Below are 25,978 nucleotides of genomic sequence, written 5' to 3' on the forward strand. Positions count from 1 at the left end.
GAACCGTATGCCCCGCACGATCAGCCGCCGAGCGTCACGAAGCTGTCCATCACGCGCTTGCGCCCGGCGCTTTCGAAGTCGATCTCGAGCTTGTTGCCCTCGATCTCCGCGATCAGGCCGTAGCCGAACTTCTGGTGGAAGACGCGCATCCCGACCGATACGTCGCTGCGACCCTTGTTGCCGAGGCTGATCGCGGATGACCGCGACTCCTGCACGCGCGACGGTTCGCGCGAGAAGGTGCGACTGGTAAAGTCCCCGCCGGGCTTGGACCCGCCGCCGACCCCGCCGCCGACCCCTGCCGCCCGCTGCCAGCCGGGGCCACGCCCGGTCCCGCGTGCGACGTCCGCGAACGGATCGGCGCGTTCGGACCAGTTGGCGCGCCACAGGCTTTCGCCGCCCGCCATGCTGCTTTCGGCCTCGATATGCTCGGGCGGGAGTTCGTTGACGAAGCGGCTCGGGATGCTGCTCGTCCACTGGCCATAGATCCGGCGGTTGGCCGCATGCAGGATCGTCGCGCGGCGGCGCGCGCGGGTGATCGCGACATAGGCGAGGCGGCGTTCCTCCTCGAGGCTCGCGGTGCCGCCCTCGTCGAGCGAGCGTTGCGACGGGAACAGCCCTTCCTCCCAGCCGACGAGGAAGACGGTGTCATATTCCAGGCCCTTGGCGGCGTGGATCGTCATGATCGTGACCTTGGGCTCCTCGGCCGCAGCCTCATTGTCCATCACGAGACTGACGTGTTCGAGGAACGCACCGAGCGTTTCATATTCCTCCATCGCGCGCACCAGCTCGGTCAGGTTCTCGAGCCGCCCCGCCGCCTCGACCGATTTCTCGGCCTGGAGCATGCCGGTATAGCCGCTCTCGTCGAGGATGATGCGGGCGAGGTCGCCATGCGACAGCTCGGTCACCTGCGCGCGCCATCGCGCCATGTCGATCACGAGATTGCCGAGCGACTTGCGCGCGGCGCCCGTCAGCTCGTCGGTGTCGAGCAGACGCGCTGCGGCAGTAACGAGCGGGATGCCCTGCGCGCGGGCGAGCTGGTGGACCTTGGACACCGCCTTGTCGCCGAGGCCGCGCTTGGGGACGTTGACGATCCGGTCGAACGCGAGATCGTCCGCGGGCTGCGCGACGACACGCAGATACGCCAGCGCATCGCGAATCTCGGCGCGTTCGTAGAAGCGGAAGCCGCCGACGATCCGGTAATTAATCCCGGTCGCGATGAAGCGGTCCTCGAACTCGCGCGTCTGGTGCTGCGCGCGGACGAGAATCGCGACCTCGTCGAGCGAGGTACCCGCGCGCTGCGCCGATTCGATTTCCTCGCCGACGCGGCGCGCTTCCTCGGGTCCGTCCCACACGCCGAGCACCTTGACCTTCTCGCCGACGTCGAGCTCGGTCCAAAGCTGCTTGCCCAGCCGCCCGCTGTTGTTGGCGATCACGCCCGAGGCGGCGCCAAGGATGTGCGGGGTGGAGCGGTAATTCTGCTCGAGCCGGATGATCTTCGCGCCCGGAAAGTCCTTTTCGAACTTCAGGATATTCTCGACCTGCGCGCCGCGCCACGAATAGATCGACTGGTCGTCGTCGCCGACGCAGGCGATGTTCTTGCGCTCCTGCGCGAGCAGGCGGAGCCAGAGATACTGGACGCTGTTGGTGTCCTGATACTCGTCGACCATGATGTACTTGAAGCGGCGCTGATAGTCGGCGAGCACGTCGCGATCGCGCTGCAGGATGACGAGCATGTGGAGCAGGAGATCGCCGAAATCGCACGCGTTGAGCGCGGCGAGACGGGTCTGGTACGCGGCGTACAATTCCTGCCCGCGCCCGTTGGCGTAGAGCTCGCTCTCGCCCGCATCGATCTGCGCCGGGGTCAGCCCCTTGTTCTTCCACCCGTCGATCAGCCCCGCAAGCTGCCGCGCGGGCCAGCGCTTCTCGTCAAGGTCGGCGGCCTGGATCAACTGCTTGAGCAACCGCATCTGATCGTCGGTATCGAGGATCGTGAAGTTGCTCTGCAACCCGACGAGCTCGGCATGCCGCCGCAGCATCTTCGCGCCGATCGCGTGGAACGTCCCGAGCCATGGCATCCCTTCCACCACATCGCCGACGAGCCGCCCGACGCGTTCGCGCATTTCGCGCGCGGCCTTGTTGGTGAAGGTGACGCTCAGGATTTCGCTCGGCCACGCCTTTCGGGTGTTGAGCAGATGCGCGAGTCGCGCGGTCAGCGCCGCGGTCTTGCCGGTGCCGGCGCCCGCGAGCACGAGCACCGGGCCTTCCGTCGTCAGCACCGCGTCGCGCTGCGGCGCGTTGAGGCCCCACAAATAGGGTGGATCATGGGGCGCAAGGGCGTCGGGGGAAACAGGGAGACTCATCTGTGAACAGGTAGGGAACGCGCGCCGTGGGAGCAAGCGCGCCGTTGCATAGGCCCCAGCGGTGCGACTCCGGACGACGTCTATCGGCCGGGGATGCCGCGCCAGGGCCGAAGGCTTGCCCCGAAGCGTTCGCAAAACAATGCCGTATCTATACTAGGAGGCAAGTCGAGCGGGGTGCCAGGTGTCGGACGGCGCCATGGGTTAGGTTGGCGACGGTTCGCGGTGGCGACCGACCGTCATAGTATTCAACGTCTTATGGTAGGAATGGGACGCGGTTAGCATCGACCGGATGCTTCGGGGCTGGCCTTTGTCGTGCGAGGCAGCTATCGGCGCGGGACACCAGTACATCTTAAACACCCGTAACCATCCGAGTGAAGGCCTTTCAAAGCCATGGCTACTACCTTGTCGGCGCCTCTCGAAGCAGAGGCAAAGAGCAGCCCCCGGTTGGATCATCAACTGCATCCCGCTGGCCGCTGGATCTTCCTGGCGGTGATGGTGGCGGGTCTGGCCTTCGCGGGTTTCAGCATCTTCACCGATACCAAGCAGGTCGGCGAGGGCCTCGCGCTCGGGACCTTCGCGTTTCTCGCGCTCGCGCTGTTGATCGCGCTGGGGTTCGAGTTCGTCAACGGCTTCCACGATACCGCCAACGCGGTCGCGACCGTCATCTACACCCATTCGATGCCGGCCCCGCTCGCGGTGGTCTGGTCGGGCTTCTTCAACTTCCTCGGCGTGATGTTCTCGACCGGGGCGGTGGCCTATTCGATCATCACGCTGTTGCCGGTCGACCTGATCCTCCATGTCGGCAGCAGCGCCGGCTTCGCGATGATCTTCGCGCTGCTGCTCGCGGCGGTGTTGTGGAACCTCGCCACCTGGTTCGTCGGCCTGCCCAATTCGTCGAGCCACGCGCTGATCGGGTCGATCCTTGGCGTCGGTTTCGCCAACCAGCTGATGTCCTCGGGAGTCGGCGGAACGTCGGGCGTCGACTGGAGCCAGGCGACCAAGGTCCTCACCGGCCTGTGGATGGCACCGCTGATCGGTTTCGGCGCGGCGTTCCTGCTGCTGATCGTGATGAAGTTCGTCCTCAAGAACCCCAAGCTCTACAAGGAACCCGAGGGCAATGCGCCGCCGCCCAAAGGCATCCGCGCGCTGCTAATCTTCACCTGCACCGCGGTCAGCTTCGCGCACGGCGGGAATGACGGGCAGAAGGGCATGGGGCTGATCATGCTGATCCTGATCGGCTGCGCGCCCACCGCCTATGCGCTCAACCGCACGATGCCCGAGAGCCAGACGCCGGCGTTCGTCGCGAGCGCGAATGCTGCTGCGAACGCCTTCTCGGTCCATGCCAATGGCGGCACGGTCGCGACGATGGACGAAGCGCGCGGCGTGCTGACCAAGGCGCTCCAGACGCGCAAGGCATCCAGCCCCCAGGTCTATGCCGCGGCATCGTCGCTGTCGCGCGATCTCGGCCAGCGGATCAACGCGTTCGGCTCGCTCAACAAGGTGTCCGCTGCGGCGACCCCGAACCTGCGCAACGACATGTATCTCGTGCTCGACACGACCCGGCTCGCGACCAAGGACAAGAAGGCCGCCGCGGCGACGTTCAGCGAGCCCGAGCTGAAGGCGATCACCGGCTATCAGACCAACCTCGAGAAGGGCACGCGCTACATCCCGACCTGGGTCAAGATCACGGTCGCGCTCGCGCTGGGTCTCGGCACGATGGTCGGATGGCGTCGGATCGTGATCACCGTCGGTGAGAAGATCGGCAAGTCGCACCTGACCTATGGCATGGGCGCGTCGGCCGAGCTGGTCGCGGCGGGGACGATCATGGCGGCGGAAGTGTACGGCCTGCCGGTGTCGACGACGCATATCCTGTCGTCGGGCGTCGCGGGTGCCTCGGTCGCCAACGGTGCCGGGCTGCAGTCGCGGACCGTGATCAACATGGCGCTCGCGTGGTTGCTGACGCTGCCGGTGGCGATGGCGCTCTCGGGTGCGCTGTACGTGCTGTTCCTGACGCTGACGAAGCTCTGATCCGACCGCGTCGGGTCTGAGCAGGGGGCGCGGAAGTCTTACGGCTTCCCGCCCCCCTTTCGTTTTCCGCGACGTCGGGCAACCGGCGCGATGCCGGACCTCTCGGCTGCGTTCGAAACGAACGGCCCGCAGGATATCGTTAAGCGCTTACGCCGGTTCGGCCGCCTCGGCGTTTTCCCGCTCTTCGCGTCGCGCATCGGCCTTCGCCATCAGCGGTGTCGCGGTCATCCCGTGGACGACGATCGACAACAGGATCGCCGTTCCCGCGATCGCCCAGATCTGCGAGCGCTCCCCGAACTGGGCGCGGTTGAAGGCGTATTGCAGGTAGAACAGCGTCCCGATCCCACGGATGCCGAAGAACCCCATCAGCCGCTTCGACAACCCCGGCGTATCCGACCGCGCAAACGCGACGAGGCTGGCGACCGGGCGGATGACGAACACGATCCCCACCGCGAGCAGCGCCCCGCGCCAGTCGAGCGGCGCGAGCAGGCCCTTGCCGACTGCCCAGCCGAACAGCACCATTACCAGCGTCATCAGCACGCGTTCGATCTGGCCCGAGAATTCCGCCATCGCCGTGTGAAATTCATTGTCGGGGCAGGTCGATCGGATCGTCAACGCCGCAATGAATACCGCGATGAAGCCGTTGCCGTGGATCAACACGGACAGGGCATAAGCGCAGAAGGTCACGCCGATCGCAACCAGTCCGTCCCCGGTGTCCGACAGTTTGGCCGAGGGCAGGCGGAACATCAGATAGCCCGCGATGCTGCCGAGCACCCAGCCGATCAGTACGCCGAGCGCGAGGTCGCTGGCGACCTCGACGAGCGACCAGTGCAGCCAGTCGACCGCACCCTGTTGCACGCTGATCGCAAGCGCGATGAACGGGAAGGCGAGGCCGTCGTTGAGGCCGGCTTCGGACGTAAGCCCGAAGCGGGTCTCGCCATCCTCGCCCTGCGTCGGCGGGCCGGTCTGTACATCGGCGGCGAGCACCGGGTCGGTCGGCGCGATCGCGGCGGCGAGCAGCAGCGCAGCGGCGACGCTCAAGCCGACACCCCAATGCGCCGCAGCGAACACCGCAAGCATCGTCAGCGGCATCACGGCAAGCAGCAGGACCCATGTCGAGCGCCAGCGCCGCCAGCCGAACTTACGGTCGAGCCGCAGTCCTGCGCCCATCAGCGCGATCAGGACGATACCTTCGTTGAGATGTTCAAGCGTCGGGTCGTGCGTCAGGCGGGTCTGGCTCGCCTGAAACCACGGCGTCATCGACAGCAACAAACCGAGGCCGATGCAAATGATCGGCAACGACAGCGGCAGCTTCTTCAGCAGCAACGGTAGCCAGGCGGCGAGCAGGATAAGTCCGCCGATCCCAAGCAGGATCAGTTCATGAGAGAGTTGCAGCATCCGCATCAACGACCGGATGCTACATAGGCTCCCGTTGCACGACGACGATCAGGCCGCCGCGGATGCCTCGGGCATGTCCGCCGCCATCAATGCGGCAAGGAACGTCTCGCGCCACCAGTCGATGTCCTGATCCTCGATCGAATCCATGCACGCGCGCCAGCGGCGGATCCGTTCGTCCTTGCCCATCCGCAGCGCGGTCAGGATCGCATCCGCCATTTCCTCGGCGCTGTACGGGTTGACCTGGATCGCCTGGGTCAGTTGCGCCGCCGCGCCCGCGAAGCGCGACAGGATCAGCACGCCCGGATCCTCGGGGTCCTGCGCCGCGATATATTCCTTGGCAACGAGGTTCATCCCGTCGCGCAACGGCGTGACGAGCCCGATCTTCGACGCACGGTAGATCCCCGCGAGCGTATCGCGGCCATAGCCCTGGTTGACGTAGCGGATCGGCACCCAGTCGACGTCGGCATAGGCACCGTTGATCCGGCCCGACAGGCTTTCGAGCGTGTTGCGGATGCGCTGGTAACTCCCGACCGCGCCGCGTGACGGCGGGGCAATCTGGAGCAGGAACACTTCCTTGCGCTCTTCCGGATGCTCGACCAGGAACCGCTCATAGCCGAGGAAGCGCTCCTCAAGGCCTTTGGAATAATCCAGCCGGTCGACCCCGACGATCATGTCGCGCCCGTCCGCGCTGTCGCGCATCCGGCGATAGGTCAGCCGCGCAACGACGCTGCGCGCGAGCTCGGCGAATTCGGGCGCGTCGATCCCGATCGGGCAGGCGAGCACGCGGACGCTGCGGTCGCCGAGCGTGACGGTGCCGTCCGCGACGGTCGCGCCCATTTCGAGCCGCGCGAAATCGAGGAAGCTCTCGAGCCACTCCTGCGTGTGGAAGCCGATCACGTCATAGGCGAACATCCGCCGCACCAGTTCCTGCGCTTCCGGCAGGATCGACAGCAGGCGACGCGGCGGCCACGGGATATGAAGGAAGAAGCCGATCCGGTTCTCGCACCCGCGTTTGCGCAGCTCGTCGCCGAGCGGGAACATGTGGTAATCCTGGATCCATACCACGTCCTCCGCCTCGATCAGCGGCTGCACCGTCTCAGCGAAACGCTCGTTGACGCGCTGATAGCCGCCCGCAAAATCGCGTTCATATTCAGCGAGATCGACGCGGTAGTGGAACAGCGGCCACAAGGTCCGGTTGGCATAGCCGTTGTAATATTCGTCGATGTCCTGGTCTTCGAGATCGACCGTCGCGGTCGTGACGCCATCGTTGCGATGGAAGTTGATGTCACCGGTGAAATGGTCGGTGCGTTCGCCCGACCATCCGAACCACACGCCGCGATACTGCCGCAGAGCCGATTGCAGCGCGACCGCAAGGCCACCCTGCGCGCCCGATTCCGACCCCTTGGGCGCGGACACGCGGTTCGAGATGATCACCAGACGAGTCATCGGATCGAGCTCCACGGTTTGCTCAGCAGGGCGGCACAGTTGATCATGCCGACCAGCGAGTAGGTTTGCGGGTAATTGCCCCAGAGTTCGCCCGTCTCGGGCTCGATATCCTCGGACAGCAGCCCGGCAGCGGTCCGGCGCGCGAGCATTTCCTCGAACAGCGCGCGGGCATCCTCGCTCCGCCCGGTAAAGTGCAGCGCCTCGATCAGCCAGAAGGTGCAGACGTTGAAGGCGGTTTCGGGCATCCCGAAATCATCCTCGATCGCATAGCGCAGCATGAACGAGCCGCGTCGCAGCCCTTCCTCCGCCGCCTTCAACGTATCGATAAAGCGCGGATCCTCGGGTTCGAGGAAGCGAAGGTCGAGCAACTGCAACAGGCTAGCGTCGAGATCGTCACCCGAGAAGGTCGCCGACATGCGCTTCGTTTCCGGCCGCCACGCGGCGGTCTCGATCCGTTCGCGGATCGTCGCCGCGCGGTCCTGCCACAGCGTCGCGCGCTCGGTCAGCCCGAGCTTGTGTGCAGCATTCGCGAGCCGGTCGCACGCCGCCCAGCACATCGCGGACGAATAGGTGTGGACGCTCTGCCGCGTGCGCAGTTCCCACAGGCCGGCATCAGGCTGGTCGTAATTCGCCCAGGCGCGTTCGCCGACATGTTCGAGCGATTCGAAATCCTCGATCCCCGCGAGCCGGAACAGGCGGGTGTCGAAAAAGGCGTGGACGCTGCACAGCACGATCTGGCCGTAGGCATCGTGCTGGATCTGCTCATACGCCTGATTGCCGACTCGCACCGGGCCCATCCCGCGATAGCCGGGGAGATCGGGCGCGACGCGTTCCTCGAGCTGCGCCTCGCCAAGCACGCCGTAGAGCGGCTGGATATGGCCGCCTGCCGCCGCATCGACGATGTTGCGGAGATAGCCGAGATACCCTTCGAGCACGTCGAGCGCGCCGAGCCGGTTGAGCGCCTGGACGGTATAATAAGCGTCGCGCACCCAGCAGTAGCGGTAATCCCAGTTGCGCTGCGAACCCGCATGTTCGGGCACCGAGGTCGTCATCGCCGCGACGATCGCGCCGGTTTCCTCATGCTGGCACAGCTTGAGCGTGATCGCCGAGCGGATCACCACGTCCTGCCATTCGAGCGGGATCGCGAGGCCGCGGACCCATTCCTGCCAGTGCGCGGTGGTCTTGGCGAGCATCGCGTCGAGCGTCTCGGCGAGATCGCCTGCGAAACTCTCGTCCGGGCCGAGGAAGAAGTGCAGCGGACGCTCGACCCGGAACGCGAGTTCGTTCTGGATCATCCCGACGGGCGCGGTCGTGCTGAGCCGCATCGCCATCGTTTCGAGCAGGAAGCGGATGTGATTCGACCCGCCGATCTTCTCGTTGCAGGTGCCGCCCCAGCCGCAGGTCGGGCGAAGCTGGATGCGAACGCGCGGGCTGCCCGCGACCGGGCGGATGATCCGCGCGAATGAGACCGGGCGATAGCTGCGGCCGTTGCTGATGAAGCGCGGGCAGAAATCGATCACTTCGATCGCGTTGCCGGCGCCGTCGGTGTGGCGCGTGACGAGGATCGGGGTGTTGCGGATGTAATGCTGCTCGACCGAGACGCTGTCCTCGATCGCGATTCCCCAATAGCCGCGCTCGGGCTTTTCGCCGCCGAGCAGCGCGGAGAACAACGGATCGCCGTCGATCCGCGGGACGCAGCCCCAGACGAAGCTGCCCGCACGGTCGACCAGCGCGCTGACCTGGCAATTGCCGATCGGCCAGAGATCGAGCGAGCTCATGCCGCCACCCCGCACGCGGCTTCGAGCCAGTCGAGCGTCGCCGCGACATCGGGAAGGCGATACGCCGCGCTGCTCGGGCGCGATGCCCCGATCAGGATGCCCGCGCCGCCGAGCGCCGCCGCCGCCGCCATTGCGGGCTCGTCGGTATCGTCGTCGCCAAGGAAGACGGGCGTGAACCCCGCCATCTGCGGCGTGGCCATCAGGCGCCGCAGCGCCGAGCCCTTGTCGCCGCCGCCGACGCGGAGCTCGACCATCATCTTGCCGGTCTGCAGATGCAGCGCGCTTTCATCAGCGAGGGTCCGGGCAAGCGCGTGCGCCTGCGGTTCCATCTCGGGGCAGGCGCGATAATGCAGCGCCGCGCCAAAGGGTTTCTCCTCGACCAGCAGGCCAGGTGTCGCTTGAGCAAAATCTTTCATGATGTTCAGAATACGATCGAGTGCAGGTGGTCGTTCCGGCAGCGATCGCAATCCGTCGTGCGATTGCACCTCCAGGCCGTGACTTCCCGCGATCGTCAGCGGTACCGGGCCGAACAGCGCGAGGATGCCGTCGACCGACCGCCCGCTGATGATCGCGACGCGGTTGTCGAGTGCGGTGCGGAGCCGCTCGAGCAGCGTTGCGAGCCGCTCGCTGACGGTCACGAGTTCGGGCCGCGCGGCAAGCTCGACCAGCGTCCCGTCGAAATCGAGGAACAGCGCCGCGCCACGCAGCAGCGTGACGGGCGGGAGCGAATCCGGGGAGGGGGTCGTCATGCGCGCGCGATAGCAAGGTGGGGGGGCTGGCGTCACCCGAAACCGCCGTCGTTAGCGCGGTGGGGGGGCGACATCGTTGAAGTCTGTATCCGGCGTGGCCGTGAGGATACTTCAGGGGCAGCATGGAGCAAGTCCGGTCCGTGCCCGCTGCGCGGTGAATGTTGAAACACGTTCAGCATGCGGCGGTTGGGATAGGCTCGGGCTAGGGGGTTAACCTGTAAAAGCGACCGACCGCTCTCGCCCAGTTGCGGACAAAGTGCTTTTTGTAATGATTCTCGGCTACAGACCGGTGATGGATAGAACGGTCTATAAGGTCGCAGCGGTAGCGATATTCCTCGCATACCTAACGGCAGCTTTTTTCCTGCTACAGGTGTGTCTGGCTGGAATTGTTTTGATTGGCGCTGGAATTTTTAACGCGTCAGGAAGCCTGCATGCGCAACTGAGAGCGGTGTTGCTCGTGGTTTCAGGAACTGTATTTCTCTCGTCACCTTTTTTCGCGCTGCTTGGAGCAAAGTATAGCATCAGAGCCTTTGCCCAAGCCGATATCCGCAGTTTATTTCAGGCCGCGACGATTGGAAGTGTCGGTAGCGCCCTTTATCTTTTCGCGATGTATTATTCCCTATGGATTGGCAGACTTTGACACTTTCCTCCGCGAGAGCGACGAGGGGAAGGTCGGCTTCCCACCAGATTACGACGTTCGGCCGCGATGAACGCGAACTACCCGCCTGAAAGCTGACAGTCCGCAAACGCCCATAACCCGCCGGTCGGCAAGTTAATGGAATATCTCGATATTCGCATTTAAGTTTATACTCGCCAGATCCAGATTGACCCAAATAGTTACTGTTAGTGCTGCCGACAGGCATTCAAGACAATGTGTAATTACTTTTTACAGTCTCATCTAGGCGACACCACAGCTTGTTGTGAATCCACCAGTGGCACGGTCCTTGCTCCTTTTCAGCAGGTCACAAACGAGAATAGTCAAGAGGACGATTCCGTCGACCAAGGAGAGCTCGTCATGAAATCTCGCCTAGCTACGATAGCTGCTGCATCCGTGATTGCTCTGTGTGCCGCAGCACCAGCATCAGCTGCAGTCACAGTTCTGACGTTTGAGGGCATTGCCGACAGCACACCAGTCGGTAACTTCTACGCTCCGAATTATACTTTCTCAGCCTCGACGCTTGCTCTGGTTGATTCCGACGCCGGCGGCAACGGTAACTTTGCAAACGAGCCGTCGGGAAACACGATTTTCTTTTTCACCGGCGCCGAGACCCCGATCCTGAACGTGACAAACGGGTTCGATACCGGATTCTCCTTTTTCTACACGTCCGCGACGGCCGCGACGGTACGCGTGTTCAGCGGTTTCAACGGAACTGGCACCCTGCTCGGGACAATCGATCTGAGCGCGCAATTTACCCAGAACTGCGGCGGTGACCCCACCGGCGATTTCTGCAACTTTACCAATGCGGGCGTCGCGTTTGCAGGTACCGCTCACTCGATCGACTTCGGTGGAACCGCGAGCCAGACCGGCTACGACGATATCACGTTCGGTTCGGACGTGGCCGGCGGCGCTGTTCCTGAGCCCGCAACGTGGGCGATGATGCTGGCAGGCTTCGGCATGATCGGTTGCACCGTTCGTCGCCGCCAGCAGGTCCGGACGACAGTTGCCTACGCCTAATTTCGACTGAAATTAAAAGAGCCGCTGGCCGAAAGGCTGGCGGCTTTTTGCTATTTGACGCACAGCAGTTGACGGTCAGTACTCCGCCAAAACACGACATTCGCATGTACAAACCTACGGCGCACTACCGTCGCCGGGGTGACGGCACCGCCGCCACCCCGGCCCGGCCTTACCCGTGGGGGCGCATCACCACCTTGATGACGCCGTCTTCCTTGTCGCGGAACTTCTGGTACATTTCCGGCGCATCCTCGAGCGACGCAGGATGCGTGACGACGAAGCTCGGGTCGATGTCACCCGCCTCGATCCGCGCGAGCAGCGGCTTGGTGTACGCCTGGACGTGCGTCTGGCCCGCCTTGATCGTCAGGCCCTTGTTCATCAGCGCGCCGAGCGGGACCTTGTCGCCCATGCCGACATAGACGCCCGGGATCGATACCGTGCCGCCCATCCGGCAGCTCATGATCGCTTCGCGCAGCACATGGATGCGATCAGTCGCAAGGCCGACCGTCGCCTTGGCCTTGTCGAGCACCGCATCCACCGAACCGTGGCCCGAGGCTTCCGCACCGACCGCGTCGATGCAGCTGTCCGGCCCGCGGCCCTTGGTGCGATATTGCAGCTCGTCATAGACGTTCTCGACGTCGCTGAAATCGATCGTCTCCGCGCCGCCGGCTTCCGCCATCCGCAGCCGCTCGGGCACTTCGTCGATCGCGATGACGCGCCCTGCGCCAAGCATCAGCGCCGAGCGGATCGCGAACTGGCCGACCGGGCCGCAACCCCAGATCGCGACCGTATCGCCGGGTTCGATCTGCGCGTTTTCCGCGGCCATGTAGCCGGTCGGGAAGATGTCCGAGAGGAACAGCGCCTGCTCGTCGGTAACGCTGTCAGGCACCTTGATCGGGCCGAAATCGGCCATCGGCACACGCAGATATTCCGCCTGACCGCCGCAATAACCGCCGAGCATGTGGCTGAACCCGAACAGGCCGGCGGGCGAATGGCCCATCGCCTTGATCGCCATTTCGGCATTGGGGTTGGTCGTGCAGCAGGCCGAGAACAGCCCCTTACGGCAGAACCAGCAATCGCCGCAGCTGATCGTGAACGGTACGACGACGCGGTCGCCGATCTTGAGGTTGGTCACTTCCGACCCAAGCGCGACGACTTCGCCCATGTTCTCATGGCCAAGGATGTCGCCCGATTCCATCGTGGGCTGATAGCCGTCGAGCAGGTGAAGATCCGACCCGCAGATCGCGCAGGCGGTGACCTTGATGATCGCGTCGCGGGGATGCTTGATTTCCGGGTCGGCTACGGTGTCGACGCGAACGTCGCCTTTTCCATGCCAGCATAATGCACGCATTGCTCGTCTCCGTTGGGCTGTGGATCCGCCCCGGGGGTAGGGCAAAGGATCCTGTCGCGGTAACGAGCGATGCCGGAAAAGGTCCCGGTCTTTAGCCGGATGACAATAAGTAAATGTACGGGGATACCCTGTGGTGTCTGCCGAACTAAACCTTGGTTAAGATTGCCTGGCCAACGCGGTTAGTCGTGCTGCATTCTTGGCTTGAACAGTGCCCCGCCCTCGACGACCCAGATGATCCCCAACACAGCGACCCCGATCGCGAGATAGCCGATCGCGAGCGGGAAAGTCGTGCCATTGTACGATTGTCCGATCGCGGTGCCGACCAGGACCGCGCCGACGCTGGTGATGAACCCCTGCACCGAAGACGCGGTCCCCGCGATATGCCCGACCGGTTCCATCGCCATCGCGCCGAAGTTCGATCCGCAGAGCCCGATGCAGGTCATGCTCAGCGCCTGGAACACCATGTAGGTGATAAGCGACTCCGCCCCGGTCGCGATCACCGCAAGGTGGATCAGCGACAGGCCGATCAGGCCGAACACCGCGACCTGTGAGATCAGCCGCGTCCCCAGTCGCTCGACCAGCCGGCTGTTGGCGAAGGAGGCGCACCCCATCGAAAACGCGCAGACCGCGAACAGGATCGTGAAGCGTTCGCCCGCGTGGAATTCATCGACGAAGATCTGCTGTGCCGACGCCACGAACGCAATGATCCCGCCGAACGTCAGCGACGCGGCGAGCGCATAGCCCGCCGAATAGCGGTTGGTCAGCGTCAATCGGTAGGAGCTGGACAGCGTCGCGATGGAGATCGGCACCCGCCGCGCGACCGGCAGCGATTCGCGCAGCCGTGCGAGCGTCCACGCCAGCACGAACGCGGCGAATCCGGCGAGCGCGTAGAAGATGAAGCGCCACGGCCCCATCGTCAGCAGCACCTGCCCGAGGCTGGGCGCGAGGATCGGCACGAGGAAGAAGATCATCTGCGCGACCGACAGCGTCCGCGCCATCGTCCGCCCCGAGAAATTGTCGCGCACGATCGCGACCGCGAGCACGCGCGTCGCCGCGGACATCAGCCCTTGCAGGATGCGCGCGCCGAGCAGCGCGCCGAACGTGCCCGAACTCGCCGCGAAGATGCTTGCCGCGACGAAGCCGAGCAGCGTGATGATGAGGATCGGCTTGCGCCCGTAACGGTCGGTCAGCGGGCCATAGGCGAGCTGGCCGGTGCCGAACCCGAGCATGTAGGCGGTGATGATCCACTGCCGGTGGTTGGCGGTGGCGATCGACAGGTCGCGCCCGATGTCGGCGAGCGCCGGGAGCATCAGGTCGACGCCGAGCGCGTTCACCGCCATCAGCGCGGCGACGAACGCGACGAATTCATGGCGGTGCATCGCCGGGGCTGGGGCGGGGGTGGTCATGCGGGTCCGCTTAAAGGGGTGGGGCGGTATAGGCTATCTTTGATGGTGCTCGTGCGGGAGCTATAAAGGCGTATGTCCGCAGTCCCCCTCCTTTCGCTTCCCCGGCGGAGGCCGGGGCCCAGTAGCGATGGCCTGTGCAAGCACGTGCAGCGTCTGCCATGACCGGCCCGCGACTGGGCCCCGGCCTTCGCCGGGGAAGAAGGGGAGGTGGTGCGCGTGCAGCGAGGGCGATCGTGCTCTCCCCGCCGGCAGGGCTTTCCTCCCGCCACACTCCCGCGTTAAGGCGAACGAAAGATAAAACATTCCCGGGGGAAGCATGGCCAGTCTGTTGCGCCGCAAGATCATCACCAGCGGCGCGGAGCAGCCCGCCGGACAGCAGCTCGCGCGGACCCTGTCCTGGCCGCATCTGATCGCGCTCGGCGTCGGGGCGATCGTGGGAACAGGCATCCTGACGCTGATCGGCGTCGCGTCGGATCGCGCGGGTCCGGCGGTGTTGCTGAGCTTCGCGGTCGCAGGCGCGATCTGCGCGTGCGCGGCGCTGTGCTATGCCGAGATGGCGACGATGATCCCCGCCTCGGGCAGCGCCTATACCTATAGCTATGCGGTGCTTGGCGAGATCATCGCCTGGGTCGTCGGCTGGAGCCTGATCCTCGAATATTCGCTCGTCGTCTCGGCGGTCGCGGTCGGCTGGTCGAGCTATGCGGTGCGCTTCCTCGCAGGGGTCGGGATCGTGCTGCCCGAGGTGCTGACGCACGGGCCGAGCGTCGGGGGCGCGTTCGGGATCAACCTGCCAGCCGTGTTCATCATCGCGGTCGTCGCCGGGCTGCTGACGCTCGGCACGCGCGAGAGCGCGCGGATCAACAGCGCGCTCGTGATCCTCAAGATCGTCACGCTCACGCTGTTCGTCATCGTCGCGCTGCCGCATTTCGACACCGCCAACCTGCACCCCTTCGCGCCCTACGGTTATGGCAGCGTGGCCGGCGCGGACGGTGTCAAATACGGCATGATGGGCGCCGCCGCGATCATCTTCTTCGCCTTCTACGGCTTCGACGCGATCTCGACCGCGGCGGAGGAGACCAAGAACCCCGAGCGCGATCTCGCGATCGGGATCGTCGGGTCGATGGTCGTTTGCACGATCATCTACATCGTCGTCGCGCTCGCCGCAGTCGGCGCGGTCCATTACAGCGTGTTCGGAAAGAGTGCCGAGCCACTCGCGCTGATCCTCGTCCAGTTGCAGCAGCCCGGCATCGCGACGATCATCGCGGCGGCGGCGGCGATCGCGCTGCCGACGGTGATCCTCGGGTTCCTGTACGGGCAAAGCCGGATCTTCCTGGTCATGGCACGTGACGGGTTCCTCCCGCCCGCGCTCGCGCGCGTCTCGGCGCGCGGGACGCCGGCGCGCGTCACGCTGGTGACCGCGCTGTTCGTCAGCATCATCGCCGCGCTGATGCCGATCGACGTGATCGCCAGCCTCGCCAACGCGGGGACCTTGTGTGCGTTCGTCGCGGTGGCGGCGTGCGTGCTGGTGCTGCGGCGACGCGCGCCCGAGGCGCGGCGGCCGTTCCGGATGCCACTCGCGTGGATCATCGCGCCGCTCGCGATTCTGGGCTGCGCGTATCTTTTCACCAGCCTGCAGGTCGTAACCCAGCTTTCGTTCGTTGCGTGGAATGCGGTCGGGCTGCTGGTGTATTTCATCTACGGTCGCGCGCGCGCCACCATCGCCGCCTGATCGGCGCGCGGAACAGGAAGTCCGACATGTCCGCTGCCAAAGAAGGCGAGTCCAACCTGGTGATCTTCGCCGCGCTTGCCGCCAATCTCGGCATCGCGGTGGCGAAGTTCGTCGCGGCGGCGATCACCGGATCGTCGTCGATGCTGACCGAGGGGTTCCACTCGGTCGTCGACAGCTTCAACCAGGTGCTGCTGCTGTACGGCCAGCATCGCGGCAAACGCCCGCCCGATGCGGCCTATCCGTTCGGCTATGGCCGCGAACTGTATTTCTGGAGCTTCGTCGTCGCGATCCTGATCTTCGGGGTCGGCGCGGGGGTGTCGGTCTACGAAGGCTGGGTCCATCTCGAGGAACCCGAGCCGCTGCGCGACCCGCTGGTCAATTACATCGTCCTGGGGGTCGCCTTTGCGCTCGAGGGGACGTCCTGGGTCCTCGCAATGCGCGGTTTCGCCGCGGATAACCGCGGGCGTGGGTGGTGGCAGGCGGTCCGGCGGTCGAAGGATCCGGCGGGGTTCATCGTGCTGTTCGAGGATTCGGCGGCGTTGGCGGGGCTGATCGTCGCAGGCGTCGGCGTGTGGCTGAGCCATTTTCTGCAGGACCCGCGGATCGACGGGATCGCGTCGATCGTGATCGGGGGAATCCTCGGCGTGGTCGCAGCTTTGCTCGCGCGCGAGGCGAAGGGGTTGCTGATCGGGGAGGGCGCGGATCCTGCGATCGTCGCGCGCGTCCGTGCGATCGTCGACGGTCGCCCGGAGATCACCTGCGTCAACCACGTCCGGACGATCCATACCGCGCCGCAAAGCATCTTCGTGGCGATCAGCGCGGACTTCGTCGATACGCTGACGATGGGCGAGGCGGAGACATTGATCGAAACGATCGAGACCGACCTGAAGAAGGCCGAGCCGATGTTGTCGTCGATCTACATCCGGCCCGAGAAGCGCGAGAATGCCGCGGACCTGCCGGAGACCGGCAAGGCCTGACGGGGGAGGCGACGGCGAACGACCGCTGCTACTCCGCCGGCACGATCTCCACCACGTCGAGCACCGATTCGAACCGCGGCGACGGCAGCACGAGGCGCCACCGCCGGACCCCGATCCGCTCGACATAGCCCGCAAGGTCGCGGGTCCCGTCGCGGCCATAGGCGAGCGGGCGGTGCTCGTCGCCGAACAGCATCGTGCCGAGGAAGACCGCGCGCGACGATGAATCGTCGAACAGCACGCCGACCGGGCGTTGCCCGCCGCCGACTTTCGACAGCCGGACCTGCCCGCCGTCGCGATCGACCCGGCAATCGACCGGCGGGTACATGGTCAGGTCGCGCATCGCCGTGCCGTGCGCGCCGAGTTTGGTCACGCTGCAGCGATAGGTGCCCGGCGGCGGCACCGCATCGGGTAACGCGCGGTCGGGATCGAACAGCAGTGGATCGGCGTCGATCGGTGCGATCAGGCCCGCGGCGCGGACCTTCGCCAGTGCGTCGATCCACGCCCCGCGCCACGACCGCAAGCGCGACCGATCCGCCGGGGTCGCGACCCGGCGCCAGTCGAGATCGGTACTGACGGTGCCCGACTTCTTGGCGATGGCCTTCGCGGGCTTGCACCCGAAAGCGGTGAGCGCGGCAACGAGCATCAACCCCGAGCAGCAGGCCGGACCCTTCAGGGGCATCGAAGTGCGGACGGCGGGCGGTCATGCGACATCCCACCAATCAACCACGCCAGCCCGGGAAAGCCAAGGATAACCGTCAGGCAGTCGCCGACGGAGCGGTCAGGCCGCGGTCCACCCGCCGTCGACCGAGAGGTTCGCGCCGGTGATCGCCTTCGCCTCGTCGCGGCAAAGGAACAGCGCGAGCGCGGCGACCTGGTCGACCGTGACGAATTCCTTGGACGGCTGCGCGGCGAGCAGCACGTCGTCCATCACCTGCTCGCGCGTCAGGCCGCGCGCCTTCATCGTGTCGGGGATCTGCGCTTCGACCAGCGGGGTCCAGACATAGCCGGGCGAGATGCAGTTGACCGTGATCCCGTCCGTCGCGGTCTCGAGCGCGATCGTCTTGGACAGGCCGACGAGGCCGTGCTTCGCCATGACGTAGGCCGACTTGTTCGGGCTCGCGACGAGCGAATGCGCCGAGGCGGTCGAGATGATCCGGCCCCATTTCGCGGCCTTCATGTACGGAACCGCCGCCTGCATCATGTACCAGGCGGAATTGAGGTTGATCTGGATGATCGCCTCGAACTTGTCCGCGGGAAAGTCCTCGATCGGCGCGACATGCTGGATGCCCGCGTTGTTGACGAGAATGTCCGGCCCGCCAAACTCGCGGTGGCAGCGGTGGACCATCGCCGCGATCTGGTCGGGCCTGGTCATGTCGGCGGCATCGTACAGCGCCGTGCCGCCGCTCGCCGCTTCCAGCGCCGCACGGTCGGCTTCGATCGCGGCGGCGTCGCCGAAACCGTTGATCATCACGTTCGCGCCTTCGCGCGCGAACAGTCTGGCGTAGGCGAGGCCGATCCCGGAGGTCGACCCGGTGACGATCGCGGTTTTGCCCTTGAGGAACATGGGGAGTCTCCGTTTCGGCGGGGGAGGGGTTGTTAGAACGGGCGCGGGGTGACGCGCTGGGTCAGGTCGAACGCGGCGCTCTTGCCGGTCTCGATATTCTGCGCGATCAGCTCGGCATTCGCCATCGTCTCGGCGACCGCCTTCATCCCCGCATTCCAATGCTCGCGCATCGTCCGTGCGGAAAATTCGAAATCTCGGCTCCCGCCCTCCCACGCATTGGCGCGGTGGATGAGATGGACGAGGTTGACCGGATCGGCGTTGGTCCGTGCCGCGAGCGCCACCACGTCGGGGTCGTCGCGCATCTCCGGGGGGAGCTTCGCGAGCACGCGGCGGGCGAGTTCGCGATCCTTGCGGTCGCGCATCATCTGGTCGGAGACCTGGCGCGTGCGGCTCGAGAAGCGGATTTCCTTCTCGCGCGCCATCACGTCCATGATCGTGCGCGGGCGTTCGGTCGCGGCGGGGAACAGGTCGATCTGGAACGCGAGCAATTCGCCCTGCTGATGTTCGAGCACATGCGTCAGCGGGGTGTTGGAGACGAGCCCGCCATCCCACCACAGCCGCCCGTCGATCTCGATCGCGGGCAACCCCGGCGGCAGCGCGCCCGAGGCCATGATATGGCGTGCGTCGATCCGCATGTCGGTCGTGTCGAAATAGCTGAAATTGCCGCTCTCGACATCGACCGCGCCGACCGACAGCCGCACCGGCCCGTCGTTGAGCAGATCCCAGTCGATCAGCCCGTCGAGCGTCGCCTTGAGCGGGGTGCTGTCGTAGAAGCTCAGCGCGTCCGGGGTGCCGGGGAAGGCCATCGTCGGGGGAAGGAGCCGCGGCGAGAAGAACCCCGGGACCCCCATCGACAACACGGTCGCAGCCGAGACCTCGTGGAGGAATTCGCGGATCCGGTCGTCGGGAAAGATCGGGAAGCACGGCAACGCGCCGGTCATCGTGTCCCAGAAGGCGGCGAGTTTCTCGACGCGCTGCTCCGGCGGATTGCCCGCGAAGATCGCGGCGTTGATCGCGCCGATCGAGATTCCCGAGACCCAGTCGATCTCGATCCCGCTCGACGCGAGTCCCTCGATCACTCCGGCCTGATAACTGCCGAGCGCACCGCCCCCTTGCAGCACAAGCGCGACGCAATCGGGCAAGGGGAGCGCCTTCGCGCGCCGTTTGGGCTTGATCGACTCTGCATCCGCCATGCATTCGACATGCGCGTGTTGCGGTGCGGGATCAACGACAGTTTGATGAAACGCGAGCTGGTCCGCCTGACAAAAGCGCCGCATCGGCCTGCGTGCTTGCAACAAGCGGGGCCGCCGCGCATTCATGCCGCAACGGCAACGAATCCGGAATATCTCCGCCATGCGTCTCGACGATTTCGATCCCAACATCAACGTCGAGGACCAGCGCGGGCAGGGCGGCGGCGGCGGTGGCTTCGGCGGGGGCGGCGGCGGTCTGCTGCTCGGGCTGGTGCCGCTGGTGTTCAGCCGGTTCGGTTGCGGCGGTGTGGCGGTGCTGCTTGCGGTGCTGGTCTTTTTCGGTGGTGGCCTCGGCATGCTCGGTGGTGGCGGCGGGCAGGTCGGCGCGCCGACCCAGCAGGTGGGGCAACAGGGCGGGAGCGCGCGCGGCGGGACCGACGCCAAGTCGAGCTGTACGCTGAATGCCGAAAGCCGGACCGCGTGCAACGCGTTCAGTTCGGCGGACAAGACCTGGGCGGCGATCTTCCAGCGCAACGGGCAGCAGTTCCAGCAGCCCAAGCTCGTCTTCTACGGCGGCAACGGTCGTTCGGGCTGCGGCGCGGCACAAAGCGCGATGGGACCGTTCTATTGCCCGCGCGACCAGGGCGTCTATCTCGACACCAGCTTCTTCGCAGAACTCGCCAACCGCTTCGGCGCAAAGGGCGATTTCGCGCAGGATTATGTGATCGCGCATGAATTCGGCCATCATATCCAGAACCTGCTCGGCACGTCCGACAAGGTCTCGCAGATCCAGCGGAGCGGCAACGAGGTGGAGGGCAACCAGGCATCGGTCAAGCTCGAGCTGCAGGCTGATTGCTATGCCGGCGTGTGGGCGGCGCAGAACCGCGACCGGCTCGAGCCCGGCGACGTCGAGGAAGGCATGACCGCCGCGCACGCGATCGGCGACGATACGCTCCAGCAGCAGTCGCAGGGCCGCGTGGTGCCCGACAGCTTTACGCACGGCACCTCGGCTCAGCGGATGAAGTGGTTGCGGACCGGAATGGAGAGCGGCGATCCGAATGCGTGCAATACGTTCGCAGGGGCGATCTAAGGTCTGGGCCACCTCGTCTGGCTACTTCCCCGGCGAAGGCCGGGGCCCAGTAGCGAGGGCCGAGGTAACGAGGCGCACCGGTCCAACGACGTCCGTTGCGCTCCTGGGTCCCGGCCTTCGCCGGGGAAGAGTCAGAGTAAGGATGTCGGAGCGGTAGACGGTTGAGAAGCTGTGGGGGCGTCGCGCCGCGACACCCCCGGCCAGAGACCTTACAACCGCACCAGCATCTTTCCCGTATTCCCCCCGCTGAACAGGCCGAGGAACGCGTCCGGCGTCGCGTCGAGACCGTCATGGACGGTATCCTGACTGGTCAGCGCACCCGACTTCACCATCGCCGCCATGTCCTGGTAGAATTCCTGCGCCCGCGCGAAATACGGCGTCACGAGGAAGCCTTGAATCCGGATCCGCGCCGCGATGACGCGCATCAGATATTTCAGCTCGGTCGGCTTGCTGCTGTTATAGCCCTCGATCATTCCGCAGACCGCGAACCGCGCCTGATCGTTCGCATGTGCCAGCGCCGCATCGAGGTGACTTCCCCCGACATTGTCGAAATACACGTCGATCCCGTTCGGTGCCGCGGCGCCGAGCGCCTTCACCAGCGGGACGTCGCCCTTATAGTCGATCACGTGATCCGCACCGAGCGACGTGACCCAGGCGCATTTGTCCGCGCCGCCGGCCGAGCCGATCACCGTCATGCCCTTTGCCTTGGCGACCTGCACCACCGTCGACCCGACCGCGCCTGCCGCCGCCGAGACGAACACGGTATCGCCCGCCTTTGCCGACGCGACGTCGAGCAGGCCCCAATAGGCGGTCATCCCCGGCATCCCCAGCATCCCGAGGAACTGCTCCACTGGAACGCCAAGGTCAGGCAACTTCTGGACCTGTGCCGCAGGCAGGACGGCTTCGTCGCGCCAGCCGAGCATGTGCTGGACGATGTCGCCGACCTTGATCCCGTCGGCACGGCTCTCGACGACCTCACCAAGCGCACCGCCCTGCATCGGTTCGCCAAGCGCGAACGGTGCGACGTAGGACTTGGTGTCGTTCATCCGGCCGCGCATGTACGGATCAACCGACAGCCATCTGTTGGCGACGCGGACTTCGCCGTCGTTCAGCGCTGCCGAGGCGGTTTCGACCAGCGCGAAATTGTCCGCCTGCGGCATGCCGTTGGGGCGACTTTTCAAGGTCCAGGAACGGGGCATCTGTCTTTACTCCAGGCTGTGTTTCGAAATGGAGGTATGCGCAGCGAGCGCGCGTGGCAACGAAAAACCCCTCCTCCGAGCGGGCGGAGGAGGGGCCGATCAGGCGAACCGGAATTCGCCATGTGATACGAGGGGTTTAGTAGGTGCCGCCAAAGCTCTTGTTGAGCGTCCGCGGGCCGGTGCTGCCGGTCGTATCGGTCTGTGCCGAGCCTTTGTCGTCCTCACCGAAGAACGCCTTGTTGTGTTCTTCGTCGCGCCAGTGCGCCTTGGCGTCCTCGGCGGTCTTCGAGATCGTCACCTTGTCGTCGACGGTCTGGAGCCAGCTCGACGGGATCGAGTGATGGCGACCGCCCGCGTCAGTATCGTTCTTGGTCAGGATGATACGATCACCGCTAACCTTGTCGACCGTGCCGACATGCGCACCGTCGGACCCGACGATATCCATATGCTCGGTGACCTTGGACAGGGACGAGCGTTGCGTCTGCCGATTGGTGCGCCACGAGCCGAACTCGGACTCGAACCTGCCGCGGTTCTCCTCGCGATATTCGTGATAATCACGGTCGAGCGCGTCGATCTGCGACCGGCGCCAGTTGCCGTAATGCTCGTCATGCACGCCGCTATAGCGCTGTTCGTCGAAGCGGGCGTCCGCATCGCGGCGGCGGCTTGCTTCGTCGTCGCCGAACCACGAACGGACCTCGTCGCCCGCGCGGTCGAAGAAGCCACGGTCGTCATAGTCATAGCCCTGCGGCTGGCGGCCATAGCCCTGCTGGTTCTGGCCACGGCTATCACCGCGGTTCGACTGGCGGTTGCCGTACATATCGGGACGACCGTAATCGTTGCGGCCCTGGCTGCCGTAGTTGCCACCGCCCTGGAAGCGATCATTCTGCGCGCCGCCGCCGTAGGACCCGCGGCCATTGGAACGGTCGCCGTACGTGTTCGCGCCATAATGGTCGCCGCCACCCTGGCTTTGATAGCCGCCGCGATCGCGATCGTAGCCGCCCTGGTTGCCGTAGCTGCCACGGCTGTCCTGATCGTCGTCCTGGCTGCCGTAATTCTGATAGCGCGCAGCGCCATAGTCGCGGCCCGACGCCGCTGAGCGGTCGCCGTACGAACTCTGACTGTAACCACGCTCGCGTTCGCGATTGTCATACCGGTCCGAACCGGGGCGGGAATAGCGTTCATCAACCATGATAGCGTCCTTCTGAGACAATGGTCACCAAATGGCGCGTCGTTCGATGCGTCCTGATGGTGCGTCTAAAACCCTGAAAAACGGCAGGAGGTTCCGCAATTTGACGCAAACGCAGGGCGAACCGTCGCCACCGTCTCAAGGGCGAACCGTCAGCAATGTTGCGTCCCGCCCAAACCGCCGCTATGGCGGCAGTCCCGCCCGGAAATGGCGGGAATGGCGTGGTGCGGGGCTGTAGCTCAGATGGGAGAGCGCTGCAATCGCACTGCAGAGGCCAGCGGTTCGATTCCGCTCAGCTCCACCACGCCTGATCACAGCCACAATCTGATGAGTGCCCCCCAAGGCGCGCGACATAGGGGCAATGGTCTTGGAGGCAGCAACAATCGCGCCGACCGGAATGATCAACGCGTGTTGCAGGCCGCGGCAGTCCATGTACCAGCATTTGCCCATGGCGATGACGCGACCGATTTCGGTAGAGAGCGTATCAACATCGTGCTGCCTGTTGATCCCGAGTGCGATCAACGTCGCTGTCATCCCCAACCGCCGTCGCTTGTCCGCACGACCGTGGGAAGGCGCTTGCTTCTGGGCTTATCACCGTCGTGTCCCTTGCGAGCAAACCTGTACCTTTGGTCACCTACTACACGTCGCACGGGATTGCGGGAACGCAAGGACCCTAGTCGCCCGCGCATCGTTCAGTCATCATGCCATCGATGTCCCCAGCCGACCGTCTCGCCCGCCCGCTGAAGGGGCTGATCATCGGCCAGGTCCGCGCGCTGTTCAACGACACGGCGCGCGGCGAGCGTCCGGTCCAGCGTCGCGAGGATGCGTTGTTCCCGCCGGATTCGGTCGCGTGGCGGGTGCATGGCGATGTCACCTCGATGCTGGTGGGTGGCGTCACCGCGTTGATGCTCCAGATGCTCCACCCCAAGGTGCTTGCGGGGGTGTGGGACCATTCCGGCTTCCGCGACGACATGCAGGGGCGGTTGCGGCGCACGGCGCGGTTCATCGCGGTGACGACCTATGGCGCGCCCGATGATGCGGCGGCGTTGCTCGCGAAGGTCCGACGGATCCACGATCATATCGGTGGAACGCTCCCCGACGGCACGCCGTATCGGGCGAATGATCCGGCGTTGCTCGCCTGGGTCCATGTCAGCGAAGTATTGAGCTTCCTCGACGGCTGGATACGCTATGGCGAGCCGGGCATGTCGCGCGCCGATCAGGACCGCTATGTCGCGGAGATGGCGCGGATCGCGGCCCCGCTCGGGGTCGATCCGATCCCGCGCACGCGCGCCGAGGCGGAGGCGATCCGCACCGCGATGCGCCCGCAGTTGCGCGTCGATGGGCGGACTCGCGATGTTGCGACCGTGTTGCTGAACGAGCCCGCGCCGTCGATCGCGGCACGACCGTTCCAGGCGATGACGATGCAGGCGGCGATCGACCTGCTGCCGGGCTGGGCGCGATCGATGCACGGATTCGAGCAGCCCGGCGTCGGCGTGCCGCTGCTGCGGGCAGGGACGTTCGGGGTTGCGAGCACGTTGCGCTGGGCGTTCCGCGCATGACCGCACCGTCCGCGACGCCGATCCCTGCCGCAACGCTCGTGCTGTTTCGGGCGGGGGCGGGAGCGCCCGAACTGCTGTTCGTCGAACGCTCGCGCGCGATGGCGTTTGCGGGCGGGGCGCTGGTCTTCCCGGGCGGGCGAGTCGATCCCGGTGACCGGGCGCTGGCGACACCCTATGGCGGCGACAGCGACGACGTCAGCGCGCGGATCGCGGCGATCCGCGAGACGCTCGAGGAGGTCGGCGTGCCGGTCGGCCTGCCGCCGCTTGCCGCAACCGACCTTGCCGCGATGCGTGCGGCGTTACAGGCGGGGGTGCCGTTGGGAACGGTGCTGGGCGGGCTTCCGCTGGCGCTCGACGGGCTGGTCCCGTTCAGCCGCTGGTGCCCCTCGCATGCGCCCGCGCGGATCTTCGACACGCGTTTCTATCTGGTCGAGCTTCCGGACGGCGCCCCCACGCCGATCGTCGACGATACCGAGAATGTCCGCGTCTTCTGGGCGACCGCGCAGGCGGTGCTCGATGCGGCGGATGCGGGGCAGGCGACGGTCATATTCCCGACCCGGCGCAATCTCGAGCGGCTGGCGCAATTTGCCAGTTTCGCCGCCGCCGCCGAGGATGCTTCGCGCTTCCCGCAGCGGACAGTGACGCCGTGGGTCGAGGATCGCGCCGGCGTCGCGCATCTGTGTATTCCGGACGATCTGGGCTATCCCGTCACGGCCGAACCGATGCGCGACGCGGTGCGCGGATGATCAGCGCGGCAAGACGCCTGCTTCGACCTTCTCGACCCATTTCGGGTAGAAACCGGGTTGCCGGTTCGACCAGCCCGACGCGGTGGCGGCGGCCTCGCTGATCGACTGGAGCAGCTTGCGGCGCAGATCCGGGTGCAGGTGCGGCAGCGCTGCTGCAGCGCAGAACGCAGCCGGAAGCCACGGGCGAACCTCGGGGCCGACGAGCCGCTCGTACAGGAAGCGATAGGCGGCAAAGGTCGTGAGGCGTCCCTGTCCGAGGTCGAACGCGGTCACCGTCAGCAGCGGGGCGAGGAAGGGTTCGACCGATTCGAGCGTTCCGCCATCGGGCATCGTCAGCCGGATATCCGGCAAACGAACGTAGAGGCGCGCCTGTGCCCGGATGCTCGCCGCCTCGACCACGTCGCGCGACCAGCGCGCCATCGCATCTTCACGGTCCAATCCGATGTCGAGCGAGCGGCGGATGTAGCGTTGCGTCGCCGCCGGAAACCCGGCGAATTCCTTCATCTCTGCCAGCGTCATCGTGCCGTTGGCCGCTTTCATCCGAGAACCC

The 25,978-nt window shown here is 65.6% G+C and carries 21 protein-coding genes and 1 tRNA gene; 9 read left to right on the forward strand and 13 right to left on the reverse strand.

Annotation, left to right across the window (positions count from 1 at the left end):
- Positions 1-20: 20 nt before the first annotated feature.
- Positions 21-2,360, reverse strand: coding sequence for an ATP-dependent helicase (locus RI03_RS06925; RefSeq protein ID WP_026046520.1), 2,340 nt, complete (start codon positions 2,358-2,360; stop codon positions 21-23).
- 390 nt (positions 2,361-2,750) lie between these two features.
- Between RI03_RS06925 and RI03_RS06930 the strand changes: the two genes are divergently transcribed.
- Positions 2,751-4,388 (forward strand): inorganic phosphate transporter, encoded by a 1,638-nt coding sequence (locus RI03_RS06930; RefSeq protein ID WP_026046521.1) that lies wholly within the window; start codon positions 2,751-2,753, stop codon positions 4,386-4,388.
- 147 nt (positions 4,389-4,535) lie between these two features.
- On the opposite strand, the gene RI03_RS06935 is transcribed toward RI03_RS06930, so the two are convergent.
- Genes RI03_RS06935 through otsB form a run of 4 tightly spaced genes read right to left on the reverse strand, consistent with a single transcriptional unit; the run spans position 4,536 to position 9,759 of the window.
- Positions 4,536-5,786, reverse strand: a complete 1,251-nt coding sequence (locus RI03_RS06935) for a cation:proton antiporter (protein ID WP_037514938.1) — start codon at positions 5,784-5,786, stop codon at positions 4,536-4,538.
- A gap of 48 nt (positions 5,787-5,834) precedes the next feature.
- Positions 5,835-7,232 carry an alpha,alpha-trehalose-phosphate synthase (UDP-forming) gene (locus RI03_RS06940; RefSeq protein ID WP_037514939.1) on the reverse strand — a complete coding sequence of 466 codons (1,398 nt, stop codon included), beginning with the start codon at positions 7,230-7,232 and terminating at the stop codon, positions 5,835-5,837.
- A complete protein-coding gene (locus tag RI03_RS06945; RefSeq protein WP_010216157.1) occupies positions 7,229-9,010 on the reverse strand; it encodes a glycoside hydrolase family 15 protein in 1,782 nt (593 codons plus the stop codon). Before RI03_RS06945 ends, RI03_RS06940 begins: the two co-directional genes overlap by 4 nt.
- Positions 9,007-9,759 (reverse strand): trehalose-phosphatase, encoded by a 753-nt coding sequence (otsB, locus tag RI03_RS06950; protein WP_010216158.1) that lies wholly within the window; start codon positions 9,757-9,759, stop codon positions 9,007-9,009. The genes RI03_RS06945 and otsB overlap by 4 nt, the downstream gene beginning before the upstream one ends.
- Before the next feature lie 268 nt (positions 9,760-10,027).
- On the opposite strand from otsB, the gene RI03_RS06955 reads away from it, so the two are divergent.
- Both RI03_RS06955 and RI03_RS06960 read left to right on the forward strand, forming a co-directional pair.
- Positions 10,028-10,399, forward strand: coding sequence for a hypothetical protein (locus RI03_RS06955; RefSeq protein WP_026046522.1), 372 nt, complete (start codon positions 10,028-10,030; stop codon positions 10,397-10,399).
- 375 nt (positions 10,400-10,774) lie between these two features.
- A complete protein-coding gene (locus RI03_RS06960; RefSeq protein ID WP_238542302.1) occupies positions 10,775-11,434 on the forward strand; it encodes a PEPxxWA-CTERM sorting domain-containing protein in 660 nt (219 codons plus the stop codon).
- Positions 11,435-11,603: 169 nt separating this feature from the next.
- On the opposite strand, the gene RI03_RS06965 is transcribed toward RI03_RS06960, so the two are convergent.
- Both RI03_RS06965 and RI03_RS06970 read right to left on the reverse strand, forming a co-directional pair.
- Entirely contained in the window at positions 11,604-12,782 is a 1,179-nt protein-coding gene (locus RI03_RS06965) for a zinc-dependent alcohol dehydrogenase (RefSeq protein ID WP_010216161.1), read from the reverse strand.
- Positions 12,783-12,961: 179 nt separating this feature from the next.
- A complete protein-coding gene (locus RI03_RS06970) occupies positions 12,962-14,161 on the reverse strand; it encodes a multidrug effflux MFS transporter (RefSeq protein WP_010216162.1) in 1,200 nt (399 codons plus the stop codon).
- A 343-nt stretch (positions 14,162-14,504) separates the two neighbouring features.
- On the opposite strand from RI03_RS06970, the gene RI03_RS06975 reads away from it, so the two are divergent.
- Both RI03_RS06975 and RI03_RS06980 read left to right on the forward strand, forming a co-directional pair.
- Positions 14,505-15,917, forward strand: a complete 1,413-nt coding sequence (locus tag RI03_RS06975) for an amino acid permease (RefSeq protein ID WP_010216163.1) — start codon at positions 14,505-14,507, stop codon at positions 15,915-15,917.
- Positions 15,918-15,943: 26 nt separating this feature from the next.
- Positions 15,944-16,894, forward strand: a complete 951-nt coding sequence (locus RI03_RS06980) for a cation diffusion facilitator family transporter (RefSeq protein ID WP_010216164.1) — start codon at positions 15,944-15,946, stop codon at positions 16,892-16,894.
- A 28-nt stretch (positions 16,895-16,922) separates the two neighbouring features.
- Here RI03_RS06980 and RI03_RS06985 read toward each other — a convergent pair whose 3' ends face one another.
- From RI03_RS06985 to RI03_RS06995, 3 genes are all read right to left on the reverse strand, one after another.
- A complete protein-coding gene (locus RI03_RS06985) occupies positions 16,923-17,537 on the reverse strand; it encodes a DUF4893 domain-containing protein (RefSeq protein ID WP_010163101.1) in 615 nt (204 codons plus the stop codon).
- A 135-nt stretch (positions 17,538-17,672) separates the two neighbouring features.
- Positions 17,673-18,458, reverse strand: a complete 786-nt coding sequence (locus RI03_RS06990; protein ID WP_010216165.1) for a 3-hydroxybutyrate dehydrogenase — start codon at positions 18,456-18,458, stop codon at positions 17,673-17,675.
- Positions 18,459-18,490: 32 nt separating this feature from the next.
- Positions 18,491-19,651 carry a patatin-like phospholipase family protein gene (locus RI03_RS06995; RefSeq protein WP_010216167.1) on the reverse strand — a complete coding sequence of 387 codons (1,161 nt, stop codon included), beginning with the start codon at positions 19,649-19,651 and terminating at the stop codon, positions 18,491-18,493.
- Positions 19,652-19,811: 160 nt separating this feature from the next.
- On the opposite strand from RI03_RS06995, the gene ypfJ reads away from it, so the two are divergent.
- Positions 19,812-20,738 (forward strand): KPN_02809 family neutral zinc metallopeptidase, encoded by a 927-nt coding sequence (ypfJ, locus tag RI03_RS07000; RefSeq protein ID WP_010163104.1) that lies wholly within the window; start codon positions 19,812-19,814, stop codon positions 20,736-20,738.
- Positions 20,739-20,947: 209 nt separating this feature from the next.
- On the opposite strand, the gene RI03_RS07005 is transcribed toward ypfJ, so the two are convergent.
- Positions 20,948-21,898, reverse strand: a complete 951-nt coding sequence (locus tag RI03_RS07005) for an MDR family NADP-dependent oxidoreductase (RefSeq protein WP_010216168.1) — start codon at positions 21,896-21,898, stop codon at positions 20,948-20,950.
- A 175-nt stretch (positions 21,899-22,073) separates the two neighbouring features.
- Positions 22,074-23,126 (reverse strand): DUF2171 domain-containing protein, encoded by a 1,053-nt coding sequence (locus RI03_RS07010; protein WP_010216169.1) that lies wholly within the window; start codon positions 23,124-23,126, stop codon positions 22,074-22,076.
- 225 nt (positions 23,127-23,351) lie between these two features.
- Here RI03_RS07010 and RI03_RS07015 point away from each other — a divergent pair.
- The 3 genes from RI03_RS07015 to RI03_RS07025 all read left to right on the forward strand — a co-directional run bounded on the left by RI03_RS07015 (position 23,352) and on the right by RI03_RS07025 (position 25,428).
- Positions 23,352-23,427, forward strand: a tRNA-Ala gene (locus RI03_RS07015).
- A gap of 406 nt (positions 23,428-23,833) precedes the next feature.
- Entirely contained in the window at positions 23,834-24,682 is an 849-nt protein-coding gene (locus tag RI03_RS07020) for an oxygenase MpaB family protein (RefSeq protein WP_026046525.1), read from the forward strand.
- Entirely contained in the window at positions 24,679-25,428 is a 750-nt protein-coding gene (locus RI03_RS07025; RefSeq protein ID WP_010216171.1) for an NUDIX hydrolase, read from the forward strand. The genes RI03_RS07020 and RI03_RS07025 overlap by 4 nt, the downstream gene beginning before the upstream one ends.
- On the opposite strand, the gene RI03_RS07030 is transcribed toward RI03_RS07025, so the two are convergent.
- Entirely contained in the window at positions 25,429-25,968 is a 540-nt protein-coding gene (locus tag RI03_RS07030) for a hypothetical protein (protein WP_010216172.1), read from the reverse strand.
- Positions 25,969-25,978: the final 10 nt, after the last annotated feature.

It is taken from the genome of Sphingomonas sp. PAMC 26621 (assembly GCF_000251145.1).
Lineage (GTDB): Bacteria > Pseudomonadota > Alphaproteobacteria > Sphingomonadales > Sphingomonadaceae > Sphingomonas.